Below are 24,359 nucleotides of genomic sequence, written 5' to 3'. Positions count from 1 at the left end.
ACCGAAGTCGTTTCCGACTATCGTTTCCCGCCATGCGGCTAGTCGTGAAGACCAAGAGGGTGATCGAAGCCCACCTGAACAATTCGTCCGTCCGGGCCCTGTCGGGGTCGATGGTGGCGTACGAGGGCCAGGTCGGTTTCAAGTCCGCCGGTTTCGGTGGTGGCGAGGGTGTTCTCTCCGGGCTGCGGCAGCGCGCGACGGGTGAGGGGCTCTCGCTCATGGAGTGCAGCGGCACGGGCGTCGTCTACTTCGCGCACCAGGCGCAGGACGTCACGGTGCTGGAGCTGAACAACGAGACGCTGCAGGTCGAGTCCGAGCAGCTGCTGGCGCTGAGCGGGAATCTGAACACGAACGTGACGTTCGCGGGTCTGCGCGGCGGCATGAGCGGTCAGGGTCTGTTCACCACGACGGTGACGGGGACCGGGCAGGTCGCGCTGCTCTCCGCCGGGGGCCCGCTCATCCATCTCGAGGTGTCGCCGCAGTATCCCCTCGTCGTCGATCCCGACGCCTTCGTGTGCGCGAAGGGGCAGCTCACGCAGTCGTTCGTCACCGACGTGTCGTGGCGCTCGGCCATCGGTCAGGGCAGCGGCGAGGCGTTCTCCCTCGAGTGGGTCGGCGTGGGCGTGGTCTCCATCCAGCCGGCGGAACGGTAGGAACAGATGAACTTCACGAAGATCAACGGCAAGGTCGTGCGCGTCGACCTGCGGCAGTCCGGTCCCGTCGTGGCCCGCCGCGGCGCGATGCTGTTCTACACCGGCAACGTCCGGTTCTCCCCCCACGGTGTTCCCGGTGGCGTCGGGGGCGCTCCGGGTCTCGGTGGTCTCGCCGGTATGGCGGGACGCATGCTGCAGGGTGAGCACGAGGCCACGATGCTCGCGCAGGGCGACGGTATCGTGCACTACGGCTTCCGCGGTCTCGAGACGCACATCGTCGACATGTCCGCGGGCGGTGAGCTGCGGGCGGAAGCGTCGCGCCTGCTCGCCCACACCACCGGTCTGCAGTCCACGGTCGTCTCGGTGGCCGCCGCCTCCGGTGGGGGCGGTGGCGGCGGGGGTCTGCTAGGGGCGCTGCGCGGCGCCGCCACCGGAGCGATGACCGGCACCGGCATGTTCACCACCCAGCTGATCGGCCAGGGCGCGGCGGTGCTGCTCGCCCATGGCGGCGTGTTCGAGCTTCAGGTGGGTGGTCCGACGCCCGTGGTCGTCGACCCGCAGGCGTTCGTGGCGTCCTACGGCCCGGTCCGCACCGAACTGAAGTCGTCGATGAGCTGGCGGAACGTCGGTCGCACCGGTGGGGAGGCCATGCAACTCGAATGCAGCGGACAGGGCATCGTCTACGTGCAGGCATCGGAGGAGAAGCTGTGAGTACCGTTCTGAACCCGTCGAGCTTCGGCGGCAGCGACAACGTGCCGGGCAATCCCTACGCCTACTGCATCGACCTGCAGACGCCCTGGTTCCTGTCGAAGGGCGCGATGATCGCGTACTACGGTCAGGTGCAGTTCTCGGCACTCACCCACGGGCTGCAAGGACACCTGCTGCACATGGTGGCCCAGCAGTTCTCCGCTCCGCTCTATCTCGGCGACTACGTCGTGGCCGAAGGCTTCGGGAAGCTGATCATCGGCGACCGCGGATACGACATCAACTCGTACGACCTCGACGACGGCAACCTCACGATCCGGCAGGCCAATCTGCTGGCCTTCGAACCGGGCCTGTCGCTCAACCAGTCGATCGTCCCGGGTTTCCTCACCCTCATCGGTACGGGCCGTTTCCTCGCGTCGTCGAACGGGCCGGTGATGTTCGCCGAGCCGCCGCTGCGGGTGGATCCCGAGGCGCTCGTCGGCTGGGCCGACTGTCCGTCCCCCAGTCATCACTACGACGAATCGTGGATCACCGGGTTCGTCTCGGCCGGGGCGCGTCGTTTCGGTGTGCAGTCCGGTGAGGAACGGCAGTTCGATTTCACCGGTGCCGGCACCGTCCTGATCCAGTCGAGCGAGAAGGTCCTCGACGATTCGTCGCTGGTACGCACGATCGAGAACCAGATCCCGGGCCTCACCTCGCCCGGTCTGCACCGGATCAACCAGGTGGTCTCGCAACACCTGCAACAGCAGTAGCTGCAGTATCACACCCTGGGACGGACCTGGGCATAACACGGATCCGACCCCCTCTTCTTGTGACTACGATCACAAGCTAGGCTAGCCTAAGCCGATGTAAGGTTTGGGCAACCTAAGTGAGTGTTCCCTCGGTCGCAGAAAGGTGGCTCTGATGATCGTCTGCAGTTGCCACGCTCTTACCCACCACCACATCGAGGCAGAGGTGGCTGCGGGAGCACGCTGTACCCGCGAGGTGAGCGCCAAGTGCCGCGCCGGCACCGATTGTGGCAGCTGCGTCCGGAACATCTCCGCAATCATCCGGCAGGCTCGCGAGCGGAATGAGACCATCGAACTCGAGACCGCCGTGTAGCCAGCCCCTACCCGGCGGTAAACCTGATGGTTCACCCCGGGAGGTGCCATGAAGGGCGACAAGAAGGTCATCGAGTTGCTCAACGAACAACTCACCGCCGAGCTCACCGCGATCAATCAGTACTTCCTGCATTCGAAGATGCAGGACAACCGCGGATGGGCGAAACTCGCGAAGCACACTCGCGACGAGTCGTTCGACGAGATGCGTCACGCCGAGAGACTCACCGATCGGATCCTCTATCTCGACGGACTCCCCAACTACCAGCGCCTCGGGGCGTTGCGTCTGGGGCAGACCGTCAAGGAGATGCTCGAGGCCGACCTCCAGGTGGAGATCGAGGCCCGCGACCGGCTCCGGAAGGGAGCCGAGTACATGCGCTCGGTCAGCGACATCACCTCGGCCAACATCTTCGAGGAGATCCTCGCCGACGAGGAAGAACACATCGACTATCTCGAAACCCAGCTCGATCTGATCGAGCAGCTCGGCGAACCGCTGTACCTCGCCCAGCACATCTCTCCGCCGGAATAATCCGGCACAGCAGAACGGGCCGCGGCATTGCGCCGCGGCCCGTTCTCTATGCTGTGGGACACACCAGCTTGTCGACGGTGAGAGGAAGACCATGAGCGATTCGTCCGTGACCGTGGTGCACAACGCCGAGAAGCAGAGGTACGAAGTCCGGGACGACGACGCCGTCGTCGGATACACCCAGTACCACCCCGACGACGACGGCCGCCTCGTCTTCGACCACACCGAGATCGACAAGGGTTACTCCGGTCAGGGACTCGGAGGCAAGCTCGTCGGTTTCGCCCTCGACGACGTCCGCGAACGCGGCAAGCGCATCGTCGCGATCTGCTCGTACGTCGACAAGTTCATCGAGAAGCACCCGGACTACCGGGATCTGACCGACTAGACATGCACGCGGGCGCTGGTCAGTTCCCCGCGCGGTTGCGCAGGTCGAGTGCGACGTCGGTGATCATGTCCTCCTGCCCACCGACGAGGCCGCGACGGCCGATCTCGACGAGGATGTCGCGGGTGTCGAGACCGTAGATGCTCGCGGCGGTCTCGGCGTGACGCAGGAAGCTCGAGTACACGCCGGCGTAGCCGAGGGTGAGGGTCTCGCGGTCGACCTGCACCGGACGGTCCTGCAGCGGGCGCACGAGATCGTCGGCGGCGTCCTGCAGCCCGAACAGATCGCACGAGTGCTTCCAGCCGAGCAGGTCGGCGACGGCGACGAAGGGCTCGATCGGGCAGTTGCCGGCACCGGCACCGTGTCCGGCCAGCGACGCGTCGACGCGGATGACGCCTTCCTCGACGGCACACACGGAGTTGGCGACCGACAGCGACAGGTTCTGGTGCGCGTGGATGCCGATCTGCGTGGTCTCGTTCAGGACCTCACGGTAGGCACGCACACGCTCGCGGACACCGTCCATCGTGAGGCGTCCGCCGGAATCGGTGACGTAGACGCAGTCGGCGCCGTAGGACTCCATGAGCTTCGCCTGGCGGGCGAGCTCCTCGGACGGGGCCATGTGCGACATCATCAGGAAGCCGGACACGTCCATGCCCAGCTCTTTCGCCGCGGCGATGTGTTGCGCGGAGACGTCGGCCTCGGTGCAGTGCGTCGCGATGCGCACCGACCGCACGCCGATCTCGTAGGCACGCTTCAGCTCGTGGACGGTTCCGATACCGGGCAGGAGCAGCGTGGTGAGCGTGGCCGAATTGATCGCTCCGGCAGCGGATTCGAGCCACTCCCAGTCGGTGTTGCTGCCGGGACCGTAGGTCAGCGAGTGACCGGCGAGACCGTCGCCGTGGGAGACCTCGATGGCATCCACACCAGCACGGTCGAGCGCACCGGCGATCTTCGCGACGTCCTGTGGCGTGATGCGGTGGCGGATGGCGTGCATGCCGTCGCGCAGGGTCACGTCCTGGATGTACAGAGCCGTTCCGTCGCTTGCGAATTCGCGAGGCGTCGTCGTTGCCGCGGTCATGCCGTCACCTGATCCTTCGTGCGTGCCGCCACGGCGCGTGCGACCTGCAGCGCCGCGGAGGTCATGATGTCGAGATTGCCCGCGTACTCGGGCAGGTAGTGCGCTGCGCCCTTGACCTCGAGGAACACCGCGACCTTCCACAGAGGGCCGGTGTGGTCGGTGAGCGTCTCCATGGGCTCGGTGACCTCGGTGAACTGCACCTCCTGCTTGAGGGTGTAGCCGGGCACGTATTCCTGGACCTTCGCGACCATCGCCTCGACGGACGCGACGATCTCGTCCTTGCGGTCCTCACCGACGAGAGCGAGCACGGTGTCGCGCATGATCATCGGCGGCTCGGCCGGGTTGAGGATGATGATCGCCTTGCCGCGCGTGGCGCCACCGATCTTCTCGATGGCCTGCGAGGTGGTCTCGGTGAACTCGTCGATGTTGGCGCGGGTGCCGGGGCCGGCCGACTTCGAGGAGATCGAGGCGACGATCTCGGCCCAGTGCACCTTGGTGACCTGCGAGATGGCCGCGACGATCGGGATGGTGGCCTGGCCACCGCAGGTGACCATGTTGACGTTCGGGGCGTCGAGGTGCTCGGTGAGGTTCACCGGCGGCACCGTGTACGGGCCGATCGCGGCCGGCGTCAGGTCGATGAGCATCTTCCCGTGGGGGCGCAGGACCTTCTCGTTGTACTCGTGGGCCTTCGCCGAGGTTGCGTCGAAGACGATCTCGATCTCGTCGAAGCGCGGGTGCTCGACGAGTCCTTCGACACCGGTCGAGATGGCGTCGATGCCGAGGCGCTTCGCCCGTGCGAGGCCGTCGGATTCGGGATCGATGCCGACGAGGGCGACGGTCTCGAGTTCGGCGTCGGCCAGTCGCTTGATCTTGATGAGCAGGTCGGTGCCGATGTTGCCCGACCCGATGACGGCAACCTTGGTGGTCATGAGTTCTCCTGTGCGGTGGAGCTTTCGGAAGAGAAACGCGCGGTGACGGTGCCGAGCGAGGAGATCTCGGCGCGGACCGTGACGCCGGGCGGCGCCGGGACCATCGGGCCGAGTGCCCCCGACAGCACGACCTGTCCTGCGCGCAGGGGCTGCCCGAACTCGCGTGCCGTGCGTGCGAGCCACAGCAGGGCGTTCAGCGGATCGCCGAGGCAGGCTGCGCCGTTGCCCTCGGAGACGAGCTCGTCGTCGACGTACATCCGCATGGTGGCGTCGATCGGCTCGAACTCGTCGAGGGTGAGAGTCTGCGAGCCGAGCACGTACAGGCCGCTGGATGCGTTGTCCGCGACCGTATCCGTGATCTTGATGTCCCAGCCGGCGACGCGGCTGTCGACGATCTCGAGAGCGGCGACCGCGTGGCCGACGGCGGCGCGGACGGTCGCGAGATCGAGATCGTCCGAGTCGAGGTCGGCGGAGAGGACGAAGGCGATCTCGGCCTCGGCCTTCGGCTGCAGCAGGCGCTTGCTGGGCACCTCGTCGAGAGCGGTGACGTCCATGTCGTCGAAGAGGACACCGAAGTCGGGGCGGTCGACACCGAGCTGCTGCTGCACCGCCGGGGAGGTCAGGCCGATCTTGCGTCCGACGATGCGGGCACCTTCGGCGAGCCGGCGGTCGGTGAGCTGCTGCTGCACCGCATACGCCAGGTCGATGTCGGTCTCCCCGAGCAGGTCGCGGACCGGACCGCACGGTGTGGAGCTGCGTGTGGCCTCGATGAGACGGTCGGCTGCCGCACCGGCGATGCGGGTGCGATCCGCCGCTGATGTGGTGTTGGAGCTGGTAGTCATCACGTCCTCGTCGTTCGATGGATTACGACCATCGTGGCGGCGAGGTCCGCCCCCGTACAGGGGGTCGTTCCGGTGAGTGGAACGTGCGCGCTCAGAGGTTGCGAATGGCCTCGCGGCGGGCGTGGGTGGCGGCGATACCCGCGGCGGCGGCCTTCACCGCTCCCTCGTGCTTCTCCGGACGGAACCGGGTGACGGGACCGGTGACGCTCACCGCCGCGATGGGACGCTCGTCCGCGTCGAGGATCGGGGCGGCGACACAGGCCAGGCCGACCGCGGACTCCTCGAACTCGAAGGCCACCCCGCGCTCGAGCACGGTCGCGAGATTCGCCCCGAGCCGCCCGGGGGTCGTGATGGTGCGGGGAGTCTTGCGCGCCAATCCGGCCTCGACCACCTCGGCCAGCAGCTCCGGTGGGGAGAACGCGAGAAGAGCCTTGCCGATCCCGGTGCAGTACATGGGCATTCGCCCACCGATCCGGGACGGCGTGGACGCGGGGCGATGTCCGCCGATCTTCGAGACATAGACGACCTCGACACCCTCGGGGACGCCGAGGTGCACGGTCTCGTGGGTGCGCTCGTAGAGGTCCTCCATGAACGGGATGGCGACCTCGACCAGGCCCCGCTCGAGGGAGGCGCGCAGGCCAAGTTCGAAGAGCTGCCCGCTCAGGCGGTAACCGGCCGGGTCCTTGTCGAGCAACCGGACGGCGACGAGGTCGCCGACGACGCGGTGCAGCGTCCCCTTCGGCAGACCGGTGCGTCGACCCAGTTCGGCGAGGGTGAGGACGTGGTCGTCGGCGGTGAACGCCCACAGCACGGTGACGACCTTGCCGAGCACCGTGTTGGTGTCCACCCCGTCGCCCGGCGGGCGGGCATGCACCGGCGACTCGCGCTGTCCTTCCACGTGGCTCAGGTTAGGACACCAGCACCGTGTGGCGGTCGGGACCCACAGCCGCCCGGACCCGGTGCCCGCCCCTGGCATCCTGGATGTGTGACCGAGCGCAAGCGGTGGGATCTGACGTTCGAGACGTGGATCGAACGGCAGATCCGCGTGGCGCAGGACCGGGGCGATTTCGACGATCTGCCCGGTTACGGCAAACCCATCCCCGACCACGGCGACGACGATCTGTGGTGGGTGAAGAGTTATCTGGCGCGTGAGGGCCTGTCGACGGAGGCTCTGCTGCCGCCCGAACTGCAGTTGCGGCGCGAGATCGAGCGGCTGCCCGGCACGGTCGGGTCGGCGCCCAGCGAGAAGGTGGTGCGCGAGATCGTCTCCGATCTCAACCGGCGGATCGCCGACTGCCTGCGGTTCCCGAGCGGACTGCCCGTGCCGATCCACAAGGTCGACGCCGAGGAGATGGTGGAGGTGTGGAAGGTCGAGCGGGCGCGTCGTCGTGAGGAGGCCCGCACGGCTCTGAACTCGACGCGACCCCGGCTCGAGACGGAGTCCGAGGCCGGGGCCGTGCGCAGGGGGTGGATCTTCCGGTGGTTCCGCAGGCGGAACCGGCCGGTCGTCAGAGAAGGGTGAGCGGTGCTCCGGTGGCGGCGCGCACCTGTTCCTCGGTGACGCCGGGGGCGCACTCGGTCAGGACGAGGCCGTCGGCGGTCACGTCGATCACCGCGAGGTTGGTGATGATGCGCTGCACCACGCCCTCACCGGTGAGCGGCAGCGAGCACTCCGAGACGATCTTCGGGTTGCCCTGCTTGTCGGTGTGCTCCATGAGCACGATGACCTTGCGGGCACCGTGGACGAGATCCATCGCCCCGCCCATGCCCTTGACCATCTTGCCGGGCACCATCCAGTTGGCCAGATCGCCGGTGGCCGAGACCTCCATGCCGCCGAGCACGGCGGTGTCGATGTGGCCGCCGCGGATCATGCCGAAGCTCAGCGCCGAGTCGAAGAAAGCAGCGCCGGGGTTGACCGTCACGGTCTCCTTGCCGGCGTTGATCAGATCCGGGTCGACCGCGTCGTCGGTGGGGTACGGCCCGGTGCCCAGGATGCCGTTCTCACTGTGCAGGGTCACGTGCACACCCTCGGGCAGGTAGTTGGGGATCAGCGTCGGCAGGCCGATACCGAGGTTGACGTACTCCCCCGGCGAGAGTTCCTGCGCGGCGCGCGCGGCCATCTGCGTGCGCGTCCAACCCTGTGTCTCGACAGCTGTGGTCATCTTCTACGCTCCCTTCGCGGCGCTGACGGTGCGCTTCTCGATCTGCTTGTCCTGGACACCGGTGTGCACGACCCGGTTCACGAAGATTCCCGGCAGGTGCACCTCACCCGGATCGATCTCGCCCGGCTCGACGAGTTCCTCGACCTGGGCGATGCACACGCGGCCGGCCATCGCGGCGAGCGGGTTGAAGTTCATCGCGGCCTTGTTGAACACCAGGTTGCCCTCGGTGTCGCCCTTGAGGGCGTGCACGAGCGAGAAGTCGGCGGTGATGGACTCCTCGAGCACGTACCGCTTGCCGCGGAACTCGCGGATCTCCTTCGCCGGCGACGCCACGGCGACCGAACCGTCGGCGTTGTACTTCCACGGCAGTCCGCCCTGCGAGATGGGCGTGCCGACGCCGGCGGGGGTGAAGAAGGCGGGGATGCCTGCGCCACCGGCGCGGAGCTTCTCGGCGAGGGTGCCCTGCGGGGTCAGCTCGACCTCGAGCTCACCCGAGAGGTACTGCCGGGCGAATTCCTTGTTCTCCCCGACATACGACGCGGTGACCCGGCGGATGCGCTTGCTGCCCAGCAGGATTCCGAGACCGTGGCCGTCGACACCGCAGTTGTTGGAGAACACCTCGAGGTCGGTGGCCCCGGCGTCGGCGATGGCCCGGATCAGGATGTCGGGGATACCGCACAGTCCGAATCCGCCCACCGCGAGCGTCGCACCGTCACGGATGTCGGCGACGGCCTCCGCCGCCGTCTCGAACACTTTCGTTGCCAACTCTCACCTCTCGGGTTTCCGGGGGAGCCGCCGGGCTCCGCTGGACGAATCACGTCCACTGGATGAACGCAGTCGCATGCTTGGTTTCTACTAAAGAGTCTGCAGGTGGCGAACACAAGTACCTGCCGGAATCTCTCTGAAATTGATCGTTCATCGAACAGAGACGCTATATGCGTTCACTGAGTGGACGTATAATCGAGGCATGTCGTCCGATGCACGGGGTCAACTGGTCGCGCGGATCGCCGCCCTGCTGCGCACCGTCTCGTCGCACGAACCGGAAGGGGTGACGACCTCGGAGGTCGCCCGCACCACCGATCTCGCCCGGCCCACGGTGCACCGGCTGCTCAGCTCGCTCGCCGACGAGGGGCTCGTCGACCGGGATCCGGCGTCGGGACGCTGGGCCCTCGGACCCGAGCTCTACCTGCTGGGATCGCTCGCCTCCGTGCGCTACGACATCACCGATCTCGCGGGCGACGTGCTGCGCGATCTGGCGCGCGCGACCGGCGAGAGCGCCTTCCTCTCCGCGCGGCGGGGCGACGAGACGGTCTGTCTGGCGATGGAGGAGGGCAGCTTCCCGCTGCGTTCGCACGTGCTCCACATCGGGATCCGGTTCCCGCTCGGGGTGGCGTCGGCGGGGCTGGCGATCCTCGCGCACATGCCCGATCAGGAGATCGAGGCGCATCTGTCGCGGGTGGATCTCACGCAGGATTGGGGACCGGACCACGCGCGACCCGCACTGGAGAAACGGATCGAGACGACACGGCTGACCGGCTACGCCGTCAATCCGGCACTGATCGTCGAGGGCAGTTGGGGAATGGGCGCCGCGGTGTTCGATCACCGCGGCGCCCCGACCTGGGCGTTGAGTCTGACCGGCGTGGAGAGCCGGTTCCGGCCCGATCGTGTGCCCGAACTCGGTGAGGCGCTGCTCGACAGCGCCCACCGTCTCACTCAGTTGTTGCGTCACCGTCCCCGGTGACACGCGGTCATGCCGAGGCGGCAGCCGACGCGCGCTGCAGCACGCGCTCGGCGTGACGCAGCACCGGGGCGTCGACCATCTTCCCTTCGAAATCGAAGACGCCGCGCTCCGATTCGGCGGCCTCGAGGACACGTCGCGCCCACGCCTCCTCCTCGGGGGTGGGCGCGTACGCCCGGCGGACGACGTCGACCTGGCTCGGGTGGATCGACACCTTGATGTCGAATCCGACCGCCACGGCGTCGAGGGCCTCCTCGTGGAGACCGTCGGTGTCCTTGATGTTCAGGTACACCGAGTCGAGCGCCCAGCGGGCGTGACCCTTCGCGGCGAGCAGGGTCACCGACCGGGCGTGTTGCGCGACCGCGCGGTACGTCCCGTCGGCGCGGCGGCTCGCGTTGCCACCGAGTCCGGCGACGAGATCCTCGGCACCCCACATCATTCCGAGTGTGTTCTCGGCGACGGCGATGTCTTCGACCGCGAGCACCCCGAGGGGCGACTCGATGAGCGCGACCACCTCGAGCGGTGCGAGCGAGCGCACCTCGTCGCCGCTCTCGCATTTTGGCAGCATGACCCGCGTGTACGACGTGCGGCGCAGCGCCTCGAGATCGGCCTCGTGGTCGGCCGTGCCCACCGGGTTGACCCGCACCACGGTGCGTTCGGGGTCGAGCGGCGTGGCGATCAGTGCCTCACGGGCGGCCTGCTTGTCGGCCGGTGCGACGGCATCCTCGAGGTCGATGATCACCACGTCGGAACGTTCGGCGGCCTTGGCGTAGCGCTCCGGGCGATCGGCGGGACAGAAAAGCCATGCGGGGCCGGGGAGTTCCCAGGTCATGTCGTGGGCCTCTTCTGGACGAGGGTCTTGCGCACGGCGACGGCGACGACATCGCCGTGCTGGTTGCGACCGGTGTGCTCGAGGGTGACGATGCCCTCCCCCGGCCGGCTCTTCGACTCGCGCTTGTCGACGATCTTCGTCTCGGCGTAGAGCGTGTCGCCGTGGAAGAGCGGCTTGGGGAAGGAGATCTCGGAGAATCCGAGGTTCGCGACGATCGTGCCCTGCGTGAGCTGGGCGACCGACAGTCCCACGATCGTCGAGAGCGTGAACATCGAATTGACCAGACGCTCACCGAAACTGGTCTCGGCGGCGTAGGCGGCGTCGAGGTGCAGCGCCTGCGTGTTCATCGTCTGCGTCGTGAACAGCGTGTTGTCGGCCTCGGTGATCGTGCGGCCGGGGCGGTGCTCGTAGATCGCGCCGAGTTCGAATTCCTCGAACCACAGGCCGCGCTGGACGATCCGCTTCTCCACGGTGGTGTCGGTTTCGCTCACAGTCCCAGCTCCCGTCCGATGAGCATGAGCTGCACCTCGGTGGTGCCCTCACCGATCTCGAGGATCTTGCTGTCGCGGTAGTGGCGCGCCACGGCGTATTCGTTCATGAAGCCGTAGCCGCCGTGGATCTGCGTCGCGTCACGCGCGTTGTCCATCGCGGCCTCGGACGCGACGAGCTTGGCGACCGCGGCCTGCTTCTTGAACGGCTTGCCGGCGAGCATCGCGGCGGCGGCGTCGTAGTAGGCGGTGCGTGCTGCGTGCGCACGCGCCTCCATGCGGGCGATCTTGAAGGCGATGGCCTGGTTGTTGCCGATCGGGCTGCCGAATGCCTCGCGTTCCTTGGCGTACTTCACCGATTCGTCGACGCAGCCCTGCGCGGCGCCGGTCGACAGCGCGGCGATCGCGATGCGGCCCTCGTCGAGGATGCGCAGGAAGTTGGCGTAGCCGCGGCCCCGCTCGCCGAGGAGGTTCTCCTCGGGCACCCGCACGTCGGCGAAGGTGAGCGGATGCGTGTCGGAGGCGTTCCAGCCGACCTTGTTGTAGGCGGGTTCGGCGGTGAAGCCCGGCGTGGAGGTCGGCACGAGGATCGTGGAGATCTCCTTCTTGCCGTTCTCCCGCACACCGGTGACGGCGGTGACGGTCACCAGCGAGGTGATGTCGGTGCCGGAGTTGGTGATGAACTGCTTGTTGCCGTTGATGATCCACTCGCCGTTCTCGAGCTTGGCGGTGGTCTTCGTGCCTCCGGCGTCGCTGCCCGCACCCGGCTCGGTGAGACCGAAGGCGGCGAGGTTGCGACCGCTCGCGAGCTGCGGCAGCCACTCCTGTTTCTGCTTCTCGTTGCCGAAGCGGTAGATCGGCATCGCACCGAGCGAGACACCGGCCTCGAGAGTGATGGCGACGGACTGGTCGACCTTGCCGAGTTCCTCGAGTGCGAGGCACAGCGCGAAGTAGTCGCCGCCCATGCCGCCGTACTCCTCGGGGAACGGCAGGCCGAACAGGCCCATCTCGGCCATGCCCTGCACGACCTCGTAGGGGAACGAATGCTCGGCATCGTGCTTGGCCGCGACCGGCGCGACCACCGTGCGGGCGAAGTCGGCGACCGTCTTGCGCAGCTGCTCGTACTCGTCGGGAAGTTGGCCCGTGGCCAGGTATTCCGTCATCACTTTGTCTCTTCCGTGTCGGCGTGCGGGGTGATTCGCACGAGAAGTTGATCGACCTTGACCTGCTCACCGGCGGCCGCGAACAGTTCGACGGTGCCGTCGATGGGGGCGGTGAGCGAATGTTCCATCTTCATGGCCTCGACGACGACGAGCGTCTGCCCGGCCGTGACGGTGTCGCCGGGGGCGACGGACACCGCGATGACGGCACCGGGCATCGGGCTCGTGATGTCGGCGTCGCCGGCGTGGGCGTCGTCGCCGCGCACCGACGCCTCGCGCACCTCGCGGACGGCGACGCTGCCGTGACCGTCGGAAAGCCAGACCGCACCGTCGGATTCGCCGACGCGGTAGCTGTGACGCCGGCCGTCGAGCACGACCGCCAGAGCGGAGCCGTGCAGCACGGCGCTGAACCGGTAGGTCTCGCCGTCCTCGACCTCAGCGACACCGGCCGCCGGAGTTCCGGTCAGGCGCACATGTGCGGTGCGGTCGCCGGAGGTGAGCCGCGACGTGACGGGCCGGTGGGCACCGACGCGCCATCCGTCGGGCACCGCCCACGGATCGGTGGTGTCGCCCGCCCAGCGGTCGAGCCACCGCAGGATGGCCGCGGCGACGAGCGTGGAATCGGCGGTCGTGGGGGCGGTGTAGTCGCCGACCCGGCGGTCGAGGAGTCCGGTGTCGAGCGCACCGGCCACGACGTCGTCGTCGGCGAGCAGGAACCGCACGAAGTCGACGTTGGTGACGACGCCGAGCACGGCGGTCTGTGCGAGCGCCCGGTCGAGGCGGCGCAGCGCTCCGGCGCGGTCGTCGGCGTGGGCGATGACCTTGGCGAGCATCGGGTCGTAGTCGCTGCCGACCACGGTGCCGGCGCGGATGCCGGAGTCGACGCGCACGCGGGGACCGGTGACGTTCCCCGTCGCTGCGCTCGCCCCGAAAGGCTCGACGACATCGACGATCTCACCGCCGGTCGGAAGGAAGCCACGAGCCGGATCCTCGGCGTAGACGCGGGCCTCGATCGCGTGGCCGGTGAGGGTGATGTCGTCCTGGGTGAAGCCGAGCGGCTCACCCGCGGCGATGCGCACCTGCCACTCGACGAGGTCGAGGCCGGTGACCATCTCGGTGACCGGATGCTCGACCTGCAGCCGGGTGTTCATCTCCATGAAGAAGAACTCGTCGGGCTTGTCGGCGGAGACGATGAACTCGACGGTGCCGGCGCCGGTGTAGTCGACGCTGCGCGCGGTGTTGCACGCGGCCTCACCGATGCGGGCGCGGGTGGCCTCGTCGAGCAGCGGCGAGGGCGCTTCCTCGATGACCTTCTGGTGCCGTCGCTGCAGGCTGCACTCGCGCTCCCCGAGGTGCACGACGTTGCCGTGCGCGTCGGCGAGGACCTGGACCTCGATGTGCCGGGGGCGCTGGACGAACCGTTCGAGGAAGAGGGTGTCGTCGCCGAACGCCGACGCCGCTTCGCGACGGGCGGATTCGAGCGCGGCGGGCAGATCCTTCGGGTCCTCGACGAGGCGCATGCCCTTGCCGCCACCGCCGGCGGACGGCTTGACGAGCACGGGATAGCCGACTTCCTCGGCGCCCGCGATCAGTTCGTCGTCGCTCAGTCCGGGCCGGGAGATGCCGGGCACGACGGGAACGCCGAACTCCGACACCGCGGCCTTGGCGGTGATCTTGTCGCCCATGGTCTCGATGGCGTGGGCGGACGGGCCGAGGAAGGCGATACCGGCAGTGGCGCACGCGGCGGCGAAAGCCGAATTCTCCGAAAGGAATCCGTAGCCGGGATGGATGCCCTGTGCACCGGTGGCGAGCGCCGCGTCGATGACCTTGTCGATCACCAGATAGCTCTCGCGCGCCGCGGCGGGTCCGAGCAGCACCGCGGTGTCGGCCTCCTGCACGTGCCGGGCGTCGCGGTCGGCCTCGCTGAACACGGCGACCGAGCGGATGCCCATCGCCTTCAGGGTGCGGATGACGCGCACCGCGATCTCACCGCGGTTGGCGACCAACACCGTGTCGATCCGAGTCGTATCAGTCATGGGTGCACTCACATCCGGAAGACGCCGTAGGAGACCGGCTCGAGCGGGGCGTTGGCGCACACCGACAGTGCCAGTCCGAGAACTTTTCTGGTGTCTGCGGGATCGATGATGCCGTCGTCCCACAGGCGCGCGGTCGAGTAGTAGGGATTGCCCTGTTCCTCGTACTGGGCGCGGATCGGAGCCTTGAACTCCTCTTCCTGCTCGGCCGTCCAGGGATTGCCCGAGGCGTCGAGCTGGTCGGAGCGCACCGTGGCCAGCACCGAGGCGGCCTGCTCGCCGCCCATGACGGAGATGCGGGCGTTGGGCCACATCCACAGGAAGCGAGGCGAATACGCGCGACCGCACATCGAGTAGTTGCCGGCGCCGTACGAGCCGCCGATGACGACGGTCAGCTTCGGCACCCGCGCGCACGCGACCGCGGTGACCATCTTCGCGCCGTGCTTGGCGATGCCGCCGGCCTCGTAGTCGCGGCCGACCATGAAGCCGGAGATGTTCTGCAGGAACACCAGCGGGATCGAGCGCTTGTCGCACAGTTCGATGAAATGCGCTCCCTTGACGGCGGATTCGCCGAAGAGAACGCCGTTGTTCGCGATGATGCCGACCGGGTGGCCGTGGATGCGTGCGAAGCCGGTGACGAGAGTCTTGCCGTATTCGGCCTTGAACTCGTGGAAGCTGCTGGATCCATGGCCGTCACCGCCGGCGCCGTCGACCACACGGTCGATGACCTCGTGCACGTCGTAGGGGATGCGCGAGTCGGTGGGCACCACGTCGTACAGCTCGGTGGGGTCGGCCTCGGGTTCGACGGTGGGTTCGACGTCCCACGGACGCGGGTTGCGCGGACCGAAGGTGGAGACGATGTCTCGCACGATGCGCAGCGCGTCGCGGTCGTCCTCGGCCAGGTGGTCGGTGACGCCGGAGACCTTCGAGTGCAGGTCGCCGCCGCCGAGCTCTTCGGCGGTGACGACCTCGCCGGTCGCGGCCTTCACCAGCGGCGGGCCACCGAGGAAGATGGTGCCCTGGTTGCGGACGATGACGGCCTCGTCGCTCATCGCGGGGACGTAGGCGCCGCCGGCGGTGCACGAGCCCATGACCGCGGCGATCTGCGGAATCCCCTTGGCGCTCATGGTGGCCTGGTTGTAGAAGATGCGGCCGAAGTGCTCGCGGTCGGGGAAGACCTCGTCCTGCCGCGGCAGGAAGGCGCCACCGGAGTCGACGAGGTACAGGCACGGCAGGTTGTTCTGCAGCGCGACTTCCTGCGCCCGCAGGTGCTTCTTGACCGTGATCGGATAGTAGGTGCCCCCCTTGACGGTGGCGTCGTTCGCGACGATCACGCACTCGCGGCCGGCGACGCGGCCGATGCCGGCGATCATGCCGGCGCCGGGGCACTCGTCGTCGTACATGCCGTCGGCGGCGAGGGGCGACAGTTCGAGGAACGGGCTGCCCGTGTCGAGCAGTTCGTCCACGCGGTCGCGGGGAAGCAGCTTGCCGCGGGCGACATGCCGCTCCCGGGCTTTCTCGCTGCCACCCAGGGCTGCGGCAGCGAGCTTGTCTCGGAGCTCTCCGACCAGCTGTTCGTGCTGGTCGCGGCTGGTTGTCGAGGCCGTCTCAGCGGTTGTCACGGACACCATCCTCGGTAGATCGACTAATCGCCATTAACTGAAATCTAGGTTAGTTATGATTAACCGAGTTGTCCAGACCACACCGAGCGGAGATTTTCATGACCGAGTCCGCGATCGACGTCTCGACCGCATCGGGACGCCCGACGCGGCGTAGCCTCGCCAAGGCGGAACGCCGACGGGACCTCCTGCGTGCCGCGGCGCACCTGATCGCCGAACGCGGATTCCCCGGGGTCCGCCTCGAGGATCTCGGTGCGGCCGTGGGGATCAGCGGTCCCGCCGTGTACCGACACTTCCCCAACAAGGACGCCCTGCTCGTCGAGATCCTCGTCGAGATCAGCCGCCGCCTCCTCGCAGGTGGCACGCAGGTCGCCGAGACGACGCCCGACCCGCGCGACGCCCTCGAGGGCCTGGTCGACTTCCATCTCGACTTCGCGCTGGGCGAGCCCGATCTCATCCGCGTGCAGGACCGCGAGTTCACGTCCCTCCCCGACGAGGGGCAGCGGGAGGTGAGGGTGACCCAGCGTCGCTACGTCGAGATCTGGGTCGAAGCCCTGCGCCGCATCGACCCCGCACTGCCCGAATCCGATGCGCGCACGATGGCGCACGCGACCTTCGGACTCATCAACTCGACACCGCACAGCGCCGACCCGCGTTCCCCCGAAGGCACCCGCGCGGTGCTGCGACGCATGGCACTGGCAGCTCTCGCCGCGACCCCCTCGGCTCTCGCGGCAGAGCCGTCACGAACGGAGACCGCATGAGCTACTTCGAACGACTCGGCCCGACCTCCTTCCGCGCCACCGAACATGTCGGTGGGGCGTGGAACGAGGCGGAGCAGCACATCGCTCCCGCTCTCGGGCTGATCGCCCACGTCGTCGAATGCGACCGCGACGCGCGGCGCGACGACGACCTCACGATCGGACGCCTGTCGTACGACATCCTCGGCACCGTGCCCGTCGGTCCCGTCGTCACGACGGTCGAGGTCCTGCGGCCCGGACGCACCATCGAACTCGTGGAAGCGACCCTCGCCTACGACGGGCGCGCGATCGTGCGTGCCCGCGCGTGGCTGATGCAGACCCGCCCCACCGCGGAGATCGCCGGCACCACGCTGCAGCCGATTCCGACGCCCGAGGACTGCGAACCCTGGGACCCGACGACGCTGTGGCCGGGAGGATTCATCGACTCGGTGGAGGTGCGCCGCGTCTCGACCGCACCCGGACGGGCCTCGTTCTGGGTGCGCACCGGTCTCCCGCTCGTGGAGGGCGAGAAGGTCAGCGATCTCGCCGCCACGGCCGGCCTGTTCGACATCGCCAACGGCATGGCGGTGCGTGCCGATCCGAGAACGGTCGCCTTCCCCAACGTCGACCTGACCGCGCACCTGTTCGCCGAACCCCGCGGTGAATGGGTCGGCTTCGATACGTCGGTCTCGTTCGGCACCGACGGCATCGGCCTGACGAGCACGGTGCTGCACGATGCGACCGGCCCGATCGGCACGATGTCCCAGATCCTCACGGTGCGGCCGATCTGAGCGGCCACACCGATCCGGTGACCTCGGGGTTCGGTGACCTCGGGGTTCGGTGACCTCGGGGTTCGGTGACCTCGGGGTTCGGTGGCCTCAGCTCAGCAGCGCGGACGCGATCTGCCTGTATTCCTCGCTCGGGAAGGTGAACGGATCCGCGGTGAGCACCTGGATGGCGACCTCGTCGGCACCGGCGGCGTAGTGCTTCTCGATGCCGGCGACGACGCTGTCGAGATCACCCCACGGGATGAGCGCGTCCATCAGGCCGTCGCTGCCACCGTCGGCGAGGTCCTCGTCGGTGTACCCGAGGCGACGCAGGTTGTTCGAGTAGTTCGGCAGCGCGAGATAGCCGCGCATGTACTCGCGGGCGATGCCGCGCGCAACGGTCTCGTCGGTTTCGAGGACGACGGCCACCTCGGGGGCGAGCAACGGCTCCGAGCCGAGGGTCTCGCGCGCGATCGCCGTGTGTTCGGACGGCACGAAGTACGGGTGGGCTCCTGCCGCGCGCTCGGCGGACAGCTTCAGCATGCGCGGGCCGAGCGCCGCGAGAACCCTGCGATCGGTGGGCACCGGCGTCGATGCCGCATCGAGGCCGTCGAGGTACTCGACCATCCGGCTGTAGGGCTTGGTGTAGCTGGTGTTCTCCCGCGCGTCGACGACGGGAGCGTGACTCGTTCCGACGCCCAGCAGGAAACGACCGGGATACCGCGACTCCAGATCGGCGACCGCAGCCGCCGTGGTCTCCGGGTCGGCGTGCCAGATGCTGATGATGCCGCTCGCCAGCTCGAGCGTCGTCGTCGCCGCGAGCAGTTCACCGTAGACGGAGGGGAAGCCGTCCTTGAATCCGCCGGACGTCCACAACCGGGAGTACCCGAGCTCCTCCAGTTCGCGGGCTGCATCGAGCGCCTGCTCGCGAACCTTCCGACTGAGCCAGAACGCGCCACCCCACACGCTCACTCGTCGTGTCATGCGACCGACCCTAGTCGCGTTCCGGCACTCGGTGCAGCCGGTTCGGCCCGTGGCCGGATCGGAACGGCTCCACCGGTCGGCTACAGTTCGCATTCGGGTTCAACAGACAGCCCGTCCATACGTGTGTTCGCAGACCGACAGGTTCGGGACCGCACCGCCGTCGGGATTCGTCGCCCGTAGGCGCGAATCGGGCACGGGCCGGGAAGCTGGGGTGGATGTGATCGGTATCGTGCGTTCCGCCGAGGTCGGAGCGACGGTGCGGCGATGAGGGATCCTTCGGTTCCCGAACCGCGCATCGAGCGGTTCTCGTCGCGGCTGGTCGTGCAGAGCTGGTTCCAGGTCGCGTTCGCGGTCCTCGCGGTCTTCGCCGTCCTCGGCTCGATCGTGGGCGGAATCTTCATCCAGCGCACCGTGCAGATCACCGACGAGGTGACCGGGCGGATCCACCCCGCGATGACGGAGTCCTACCGGCTGCAGCGCTCATTGCTCGATCAGCAGACCGCGGTCCGCGGGTATGCGCTCACGACCGACCCGATCTTCCTCGGGCCGTATCGCGCCGGCCGAGCCGATCAGCAGGTCGCCCTCGATCGCCTCCGTGAACTCCTCGCCGACCATCCCGAGCTCCTCGCCGACATCGACTCCATCGACGCCACCGCCCGGCAGTGGCAGACACAATATGCAGAGCCGATCATCGCCACAGTCGTGCCCGGGCAGCCGCGCCCCGTCGATGCGAACCTGGCAGAGGAGGACCGGCTGACCTTCGGTGAGATCCGGTCGATGTTCGTCCAGGAGAACAACGCGCTCTCCCGTGTGCTCGAAGAGAACCTCGACGATCTCGTGCAGTCCCGGACGATCCGCAACTCGGTCCTGATCGCCATGGTGATCACGTTCATCCTCACCGGCCTCGCGATGGTGGCCCTCGTCCACAATCTCGTCGCCGTGCCGCTCAGCAAACTCCGCAACGCCAGTCGCCGGGTCGCGCTGGAGGAGAACTTCTACCAGCACATATACCCCCAGGGACCGAAGGACATCCGGGCACTCGCCCTCGACGTCGAGACGATGCGCGGTCGTATCGCGGACGCGTTGGCGGACTCCCGGAAGCAGCAGACCCTGCTCGCGAAACAGACCGAGGATCTCGATGCCCAGGCCGAGGAACTCCGCCGCTCGAACACCGAACTCGAACAGTTCGCCTACGTCGCATCGCACGACCTGCAGGAACCGCTGCGGAAGGTCGCGTCCTTCTGCCAGCTGCTCGAGAAACGGTACGGCGACGTCCTCGACGATCGTGGACGACAGTACGTCGAATACGCCGTGGACGGCGCGAAACGGATGCAGGTGCTGATCAGCGATCTGCTCGCCTTCTCCCGGGTCGGACGCGTCCACGACGCCTACGTCCGGGTCGACCTCGGCCGACCGCTCGAGAAGGCGTTGTTCAACCTCTCCGCCTCCATCGAGGAGTCACAGGCGCAGATCGAACGCCCCGACGACCTCCCCGAGCTCACCGGTGACCCCACTCTGCTGACGATGCTGTGGCAGAACCTGGTCGGCAACGCCATCAAGTTCCGCCATCCCGATCGCACCCCGGTGATCAGGATCGAGTGCGAAAAGGCCGAGGACGAGTCGGACGGTCCGCGGTGGCACTTCTGCGTCACCGACAACGGCATCGGGATCGACAGCGAGTACGCCGAGAAGGTGTTCGTCATCTTCCAGCGGCTGCATCCTCGCGACGATTACCAGGGCACCGGTATCGGACTGGCGCTGAGCAAGAAAATCGTCGAGTATCACGCGGGAAGAATCTGGATCGACACCGAGTACGGCGATACTCATACCGAGGGCACTCGAATCTGCTTCACCCTCGGAACCGCATCACGCCCCGTCGAGCAGAAGCAGGGGACAACGTCATGAGGAGCACGATCGTGACCTATCCCGCTGCCCGACCGGTGGACGTCCTGTTGGTCGAGGACGATCCCGGCGACGAGCTGATGACCCGTGAAGCATTCGAGGACAACAAGATCGGCAACGCCCTACACGTCGTCCGCGACGGGGCGGAAGCACTCGACTTCCTGTACCGCCGGGGCGACCACGAGGGTGCGCCGCGCCCGGATCTGATCCTGCTCGACCTGAACCTGCCGAAGTACGATGGCCGGCAGGTGCTGACGAAGATCAAGTCCGATCCGGAACTGTCCGACATCCCGGTCGTGGTGCTCACGACCTCGTCGGCCGAGGAGGACATTCTCCGCAGCTACAAGCTGCACGCCAATGCGTACGTCACCAAGCCGGTCGATCTCGACCAGTTCATCGGTGCCGTGAAGCAGATCGACGAATTCTTCGTGCAGGTCGTGCGGCTACCGCGTCGCGGACGCTGACGAGAAGCTCCGCGGGGCGGCTCGGGCCGAACCGTCAGGACAGGATGCCGAAGATCGCGACCACGAAGATGATCACGATCACCGCGACGGCGAGCAGCGTGAGCCACCCGCTGATGGGGAATCGCTTTCTCGTGTCCGGTTCCGGAGCGGACAGCCCGGGACGTCGTCCCCGAGTCCGGGGGCGTCGATCCGGGCGCCACGCCGCCACCGGGCTCGAGATCCGGGGTGCGCGAAGGTTCGGGATCCTGGCTTCCGTGGTGTTCGGGGTCCGAAGTGGTCACCTGACCTCCTTCTGTGCGGCTGCGCTCCCGCAAGAGCGGCCACAGACATGTGTCGCGGTGATTCGATTCTGTGGCGACATACCTCTCCTCCGGCACGCGCAAACATGTGCGGCGCGGCAGGGACCCGCTCGCGGGCAGCGTTTGCCCGCGCCGAGCGGGGGTAGGCATCGAGGGACACGTGCCGGGCACGGCCCGACATTCCTGCACCCGAGGAACCGAGGAGCGACATGAAGGCAGTGACATGGCAAGGGCGCCGCAACGTGAGCGTCGATACGGTGCCCGATCCGACGATCCAGGAGGCCGGTGACGCCGTCATCCGCGTCACCACCACCAACATCTGCGGCTCCGACCTGCACCTGTACGAGGTGTTGGGAGCCTTCATGACTCCCGGCGACATTCTCGGTCACGAACCGATGGGCATCGTCGAGGAGGTCGGCTCCGGCGTCACGAAGCTGAAGCCCGGCGACCGGGTGGTGATCCCCTTCCAGGTGTGTTGCGGCCAGTGCTTCATGTGTTCCCACGGCCTGCATTCGCAGTGCGAGACCACGCAGGTCCGTGAGGAGGGCACCGGCGCCGCACTGTTCGGCTACTCGAAGCTCTACGGCAGCGTGCCCGGCGGGCAGGCCGAATATCTGCGCGTCCCCCATGCCGACGCCACCCACATCAAGGTCCCGGAAGGGCCGGCCGACGACCGTTTCGTCTACCTTTCCGACGTGCTGCCCACCGCGTGGCAGGCCGTCGAGTACGCGGAGATCCCCGACGGCGGAAGTGTCACGGTGCTCGGCCTCGGCCCCATCGGAGAGATGGCCGCCCGCATCGCGGTGCACAAGGGTGCCCGCGTGATCGGCGTGGACATGGTCCCCGAGCGACTGGCCCGCGCGGCCTCCCGCGGCATCGAGGTCGTCGATCTGCGCGAGGTCGACAACAATCCCGGCGACATGATCCGTGACATGACGAACGGGCGCGGCACCGATTCGGTGATCGACGCCGTGGGTATGGAGGCGCACGGCTCGCCCGTCGCGAAGCTCGCCCAGAGTGCCGCCGGCTTCCTGCCGTCGGCGATCGCCGAGCCGTTCATGGAGAAGGCCGGAGTGGACCGTCTCCACGCGCTGTACACCGCGATCGACGTCGTGCGGCGTGGTGGCGCGATCTCGTTGAGCGGTGTGTACGGCGGGGCGGCGGATCCGATGCCGATGCTCACCCTGTTCGACAAGCAGATCCGTCTCCACATGGGTCAGGCCAACGTGTTGAACTGGGTCCCGGAGATCCTGCCGCTGCTGACCGACGAGGATCCGCTGGGGGTCGACGACTTCGCGACCCACCGCCTCCCGCTCGACGACGCACCGCACGCGTACGAGATCTTCCAGAAGAAGCAGGACGGCGCCATCAAGATCTGCCTGAAACCGTAGTGGACGCAGCCGAACCGGGCCCGGGAATCATCCCGGGTCCGGTTCGCCGTAGCGGTTCACTTCTCGATCGCGGCCTGGCCGTTCGTCTCCGCGTCGATCACCGAGATCTTGCGGGGCTTCGCCTTCTCTGCGACCGGAATCGTCACGCGTAGAACACCACCGCGGTACTGCGCTTCGATCCGATCGGTGTCGAGGGTGTCACCGAGGAACAGCCTACGAGTGAAGATGCCTCGCGGCCTCTCGGTCGAGACGAATTCCTTGTCCCGGTCGACTTCCGGACGTTCCGCGCGCACGGTGAGCACGTTGCGTTCGACATCGAGGTCGATCGAGTCGGCGTCGACGCCCGGGAGATCGAACTCGGCGACGAAACGGTCGCCTTCTCGCCATGCATCGAGCGGCATCACCGCGGGCCGTGCCATGGTGCCGAGCACCTGCTGCGTGAAGCGATCGATATCGCGGAAGGGGTCGGTGCGCATCAACATCGGTCTGTCACCTCCGACTGTCCGGCCGTTCGTGACGGCCACGCTTTGTTGATTATCTGCGTCCGTAGACACAGATTTATTATGGACCTGTGATAAGGTTCGGTCAAGTCGCGGGTGACCGCAGCGCGACCCGAGAAGACCGACTCCGGAGGAAACGATGACGCCAGATCCGTTACGCGCCCGGCGCGGGGTCTACGGCATCTCGGTGGCCGCCGAACTGTCGGGACTCGACCCGCAGACCTTGCGCCTGTACGAACGTCGAGGGCTGCTGAACCCCGCACGCACAGCGGGTGGGACGCGCCGCTACAGCGACAACGATCTCGAGATCGTCCAACGGATCGTCGAACTGGTGGGCTCCGGAATCAATATCGCCGGAATCGCCCGGATCCTCGAACTCGAGGCGAACAACGCGGCCCTCAAGGAGGACAACGACCGTCTGCGCTCCACCCTGGACAGCAGACCCCCTCCCCCGCCGCATACTTCCTAGACCTCCTCTACCTGTGCAAACAGCAGAAAGACCGGGCCGGTTCAGTAGAACCGGGCTAAGATTCAAGAACGCCTCAGAGGTGCGTAGGAGTGCGTCCGCCAATGACGCACCGATAGCAATAAGGGGTGACCTCAGTGCGCAACGCACAGCACGATTCACCGAATACCGGACAGGGACAGCAGGACATGGCATCCCGGCCCAATCACATCGCAGACGACACGATCCGCTGGCCCGATCCGAGCCCGCTGGACGGATGGTGGGCCCGCGTCATGGGCAAGTCGGTTCCCTGAGAGGAACCGGCACGATCCGACCATTCCACGACATCGATTCGCGGATACCGAGTTGTTGATATCGAGGTGGACATGACGCCGCACCGCGACCCGATCTCCGGTGGCCGGTGGGTCTTCCGTTGCGACCATTGCGATCACTGCTACCGCACTGCCGCACAGAGCAAGCTGCAGGCAGAGCTCTATGCCCAGATGAACGGCTGGGCCATCGATCCGACGTTGTGCCCCGGATGCGCAACACTGTTCACCGGCGAGTTCGCGCCGCTCGCGCACGCCGACGGTTGATCCGATAGTTGTCGCAGTCGCCGGTCGGGA

Annotated in this window: 29 protein-coding genes and 1 pseudogene; 16 read left to right on the top strand and 14 right to left on the bottom strand. The window is 67.4% G+C overall.

Going from position 1 to position 24,359, the window contains the following annotated elements:
• Positions 1-32 precede the first annotated feature (32 nt).
• The 6 genes from M3330_RS12565 (at position 33) to M3330_RS12540 (ending at position 3,366) form a co-directional block, all read left to right on the top strand.
• Positions 33-653, top strand: a complete 621-nt coding sequence (locus tag M3330_RS12565; protein WP_033097527.1) for an AIM24 family protein — start codon at positions 33-35, stop codon at positions 651-653.
• Positions 654-659: 6 nt separating this feature from the next.
• Complete coding sequence (locus M3330_RS12560; RefSeq protein WP_255024898.1) at positions 660-1,364, top strand: AIM24 family protein; 705 nt, start codon at positions 660-662, stop codon at positions 1,362-1,364.
• The gene (locus tag M3330_RS12555; protein WP_016693090.1) at positions 1,361-2,110 is read left to right on the top strand and encodes an AIM24 family protein; all 750 of its coding nucleotides are present in this window, start codon (positions 1,361-1,363) and stop codon (positions 2,108-2,110) included. Before M3330_RS12560 ends, M3330_RS12555 begins: the two co-directional genes overlap by 4 nt.
• A 151-nt stretch (positions 2,111-2,261) precedes the next feature.
• On the top strand, positions 2,262-2,459 hold the full coding sequence (locus tag M3330_RS12550; RefSeq protein ID WP_019290600.1) for a bacterioferritin-associated ferredoxin: 198 nt from the start codon (positions 2,262-2,264) through the stop codon (positions 2,457-2,459).
• Positions 2,460-2,507: 48 nt separating this feature from the next.
• On the top strand, positions 2,508-2,984 hold the full coding sequence (gene bfr, locus M3330_RS12545; RefSeq protein WP_016693088.1) for a bacterioferritin: 477 nt from the start codon (positions 2,508-2,510) through the stop codon (positions 2,982-2,984).
• 91 nt (positions 2,985-3,075) lie between these two features.
• Positions 3,076-3,366: a GNAT family N-acetyltransferase gene (locus M3330_RS12540; protein WP_024102424.1), complete on the top strand. Its 291-nt coding sequence runs from the start codon at positions 3,076-3,078 to the stop codon at positions 3,364-3,366.
• 19 nt (positions 3,367-3,385) lie between these two features.
• On the opposite strand, the gene dmpG is transcribed toward M3330_RS12540, so the two are convergent.
• From dmpG to M3330_RS12520, 4 genes are all read right to left on the bottom strand, one after another.
• Positions 3,386-4,441 carry a 4-hydroxy-2-oxovalerate aldolase gene (dmpG, locus tag M3330_RS12535; RefSeq protein WP_200359028.1) on the bottom strand — a complete coding sequence of 352 codons (1,056 nt, stop codon included), beginning with the start codon at positions 4,439-4,441 and terminating at the stop codon, positions 3,386-3,388.
• Positions 4,438-5,370: an acetaldehyde dehydrogenase (acetylating) gene (locus tag M3330_RS12530; RefSeq protein ID WP_019290597.1), complete on the bottom strand. Its 933-nt coding sequence runs from the start codon at positions 5,368-5,370 to the stop codon at positions 4,438-4,440. The genes dmpG and M3330_RS12530 overlap by 4 nt, the downstream gene beginning before the upstream one ends.
• The gene (locus M3330_RS12525; protein ID WP_039584373.1) at positions 5,367-6,212 is read right to left on the bottom strand and encodes a 2-keto-4-pentenoate hydratase; all 846 of its coding nucleotides are present in this window, start codon (positions 6,210-6,212) and stop codon (positions 5,367-5,369) included. The genes M3330_RS12530 and M3330_RS12525 overlap by 4 nt, the downstream gene beginning before the upstream one ends.
• Before the next feature lie 91 nt (positions 6,213-6,303).
• Positions 6,304-7,059, bottom strand: coding sequence for an IclR family transcriptional regulator (locus M3330_RS12520; protein WP_033097576.1), 756 nt, complete (start codon positions 7,057-7,059; stop codon positions 6,304-6,306).
• Positions 7,060-7,197: 138 nt separating this feature from the next.
• Here M3330_RS12520 and M3330_RS12515 point away from each other — a divergent pair, with 138 nt between their 5' ends.
• Positions 7,198-7,734 carry a DUF1992 domain-containing protein gene (locus M3330_RS12515; protein ID WP_039584374.1) on the top strand — a complete coding sequence of 179 codons (537 nt, stop codon included), beginning with the start codon at positions 7,198-7,200 and terminating at the stop codon, positions 7,732-7,734.
• On the opposite strand, the gene M3330_RS12510 is transcribed toward M3330_RS12515, so the two are convergent.
• Together M3330_RS12510 and M3330_RS12505 are read right to left on the bottom strand one after the other, a co-directional pair.
• Positions 7,721-8,374, bottom strand: coding sequence for a CoA transferase subunit B (locus M3330_RS12510; protein ID WP_006550749.1), 654 nt, complete (start codon positions 8,372-8,374; stop codon positions 7,721-7,723). The two genes, M3330_RS12515 and M3330_RS12510, sit on opposite strands and share 14 nt — an antisense overlap.
• Before the next feature lie 3 nt (positions 8,375-8,377).
• Positions 8,378-9,139, bottom strand: coding sequence for a CoA transferase subunit A (locus M3330_RS12505; RefSeq protein WP_255024897.1), 762 nt, complete (start codon positions 9,137-9,139; stop codon positions 8,378-8,380).
• Positions 9,140-9,341: 202 nt separating this feature from the next.
• Between M3330_RS12505 and M3330_RS12500 the strand changes: the two genes are divergently transcribed.
• Positions 9,342-10,115: an IclR family transcriptional regulator gene (locus tag M3330_RS12500; protein ID WP_019290591.1), complete on the top strand. Its 774-nt coding sequence runs from the start codon at positions 9,342-9,344 to the stop codon at positions 10,113-10,115.
• 7 nt (positions 10,116-10,122) lie between these two features.
• Here M3330_RS12500 and M3330_RS12495 read toward each other — a convergent pair whose 3' ends face one another.
• From M3330_RS12495 to M3330_RS12475, 5 genes are read right to left on the bottom strand one after another with little or no spacing between them, the layout of a single operon-like run.
• Positions 10,123-10,944 carry a CoA ester lyase gene (locus M3330_RS12495; protein WP_006550751.1) on the bottom strand — a complete coding sequence of 274 codons (822 nt, stop codon included), beginning with the start codon at positions 10,942-10,944 and terminating at the stop codon, positions 10,123-10,125.
• The gene (locus M3330_RS12490; RefSeq protein ID WP_006550752.1) at positions 10,941-11,435 is read right to left on the bottom strand and encodes a MaoC family dehydratase; all 495 of its coding nucleotides are present in this window, start codon (positions 11,433-11,435) and stop codon (positions 10,941-10,943) included. The genes M3330_RS12495 and M3330_RS12490 overlap by 4 nt, the downstream gene beginning before the upstream one ends.
• Entirely contained in the window at positions 11,432-12,595 is a 1,164-nt protein-coding gene (locus M3330_RS12485) for an acyl-CoA dehydrogenase family protein (RefSeq protein WP_006550753.1), read from the bottom strand. The genes M3330_RS12490 and M3330_RS12485 overlap by 4 nt, the downstream gene beginning before the upstream one ends.
• On the bottom strand, positions 12,595-14,628 hold the full coding sequence (locus M3330_RS12480; protein ID WP_200359034.1) for an acetyl/propionyl/methylcrotonyl-CoA carboxylase subunit alpha: 2,034 nt from the start codon (positions 14,626-14,628) through the stop codon (positions 12,595-12,597). Before M3330_RS12480 ends, M3330_RS12485 begins: the two co-directional genes overlap by 1 nt.
• Positions 14,629-14,636: 8 nt before the next feature.
• Entirely contained in the window at positions 14,637-16,256 is a 1,620-nt protein-coding gene (locus M3330_RS12475; protein ID WP_019290586.1) for a carboxyl transferase domain-containing protein, read from the bottom strand.
• 89 nt (positions 16,257-16,345) lie between these two features.
• On the opposite strand from M3330_RS12475, the gene M3330_RS12470 reads away from it, so the two are divergent.
• Positions 16,346-17,005, top strand: coding sequence for a TetR/AcrR family transcriptional regulator (locus M3330_RS12470; protein ID WP_019290585.1), 660 nt, complete (start codon positions 16,346-16,348; stop codon positions 17,003-17,005).
• Positions 17,002-17,772 (top strand): thioesterase family protein, encoded by a 771-nt coding sequence (locus M3330_RS12465; protein ID WP_019290584.1) that lies wholly within the window; start codon positions 17,002-17,004, stop codon positions 17,770-17,772. The genes M3330_RS12470 and M3330_RS12465 overlap by 4 nt, the downstream gene beginning before the upstream one ends.
• An 87-nt stretch (positions 17,773-17,859) precedes the next feature.
• Here the strand turns inward: M3330_RS12465 and M3330_RS12460 are convergent, their stop codons facing one another.
• Positions 17,860-18,732 (bottom strand): LLM class F420-dependent oxidoreductase, encoded by an 873-nt coding sequence (locus M3330_RS12460; RefSeq protein ID WP_050993536.1) that lies wholly within the window; start codon positions 18,730-18,732, stop codon positions 17,860-17,862.
• Between the two features lie 264 nt (positions 18,733-18,996).
• Here M3330_RS12460 and M3330_RS12455 point away from each other — a divergent pair, with 264 nt between their 5' ends.
• Positions 18,997-20,637 (top strand): CHASE3 domain-containing protein, encoded by a 1,641-nt coding sequence (locus M3330_RS12455; protein WP_039584378.1) that lies wholly within the window; start codon positions 18,997-18,999, stop codon positions 20,635-20,637.
• A complete protein-coding gene (locus tag M3330_RS12450; protein ID WP_255024895.1) occupies positions 20,634-21,098 on the top strand; it encodes a response regulator in 465 nt (154 codons plus the stop codon). The genes M3330_RS12455 and M3330_RS12450 overlap by 4 nt, the downstream gene beginning before the upstream one ends.
• A 34-nt stretch (positions 21,099-21,132) precedes the next feature.
• Here the strand turns inward: M3330_RS12450 and M3330_RS12445 are convergent.
• A pseudogene (locus M3330_RS12445) lies at positions 21,133-21,379 on the bottom strand (DUF6480 family protein).
• A gap of 227 nt (positions 21,380-21,606) precedes the next feature.
• Here M3330_RS12445 and M3330_RS12440 point away from each other — a divergent pair.
• Positions 21,607-22,788 carry a zinc-dependent alcohol dehydrogenase gene (locus M3330_RS12440; protein WP_019290580.1) on the top strand — a complete coding sequence of 394 codons (1,182 nt, stop codon included), beginning with the start codon at positions 21,607-21,609 and terminating at the stop codon, positions 22,786-22,788.
• 56 nt (positions 22,789-22,844) lie between these two features.
• Here the strand turns inward: M3330_RS12440 and M3330_RS12435 are convergent, their stop codons facing one another.
• The gene (locus tag M3330_RS12435) at positions 22,845-23,270 is read right to left on the bottom strand and encodes an Hsp20/alpha crystallin family protein (protein WP_019290579.1); all 426 of its coding nucleotides are present in this window, start codon (positions 23,268-23,270) and stop codon (positions 22,845-22,847) included.
• Positions 23,271-23,427: 157 nt separating this feature from the next.
• Between M3330_RS12435 and M3330_RS12430 the strand changes: the two genes are divergently transcribed.
• From M3330_RS12430 to M3330_RS12420, 3 genes are all read left to right on the top strand, one after another.
• The gene (locus M3330_RS12430) at positions 23,428-23,757 is read left to right on the top strand and encodes a helix-turn-helix transcriptional regulator (protein ID WP_006550764.1); all 330 of its coding nucleotides are present in this window, start codon (positions 23,428-23,430) and stop codon (positions 23,755-23,757) included.
• Positions 23,758-23,882: 125 nt separating this feature from the next.
• Positions 23,883-24,047, top strand: a complete 165-nt coding sequence (locus tag M3330_RS12425; RefSeq protein ID WP_153811622.1) for a hypothetical protein — start codon at positions 23,883-23,885, stop codon at positions 24,045-24,047.
• A gap of 72 nt (positions 24,048-24,119) precedes the next feature.
• A complete protein-coding gene (locus M3330_RS12420; RefSeq protein ID WP_039584483.1) occupies positions 24,120-24,329 on the top strand; it encodes a hypothetical protein in 210 nt (69 codons plus the stop codon).
• Positions 24,330-24,359 lie beyond the last annotated feature (30 nt).

It is taken from the genome of Rhodococcus sp. GA1, from assembly GCF_024321955.1.
GTDB classification, from domain to species: domain Bacteria; phylum Actinomycetota; class Actinomycetes; order Mycobacteriales; family Mycobacteriaceae; genus Rhodococcus; species Rhodococcus pyridinivorans.
Note: the sequence above shows the minus strand (reverse complement) of the source record. Positions and strands in the feature narration are given on the sequence as shown.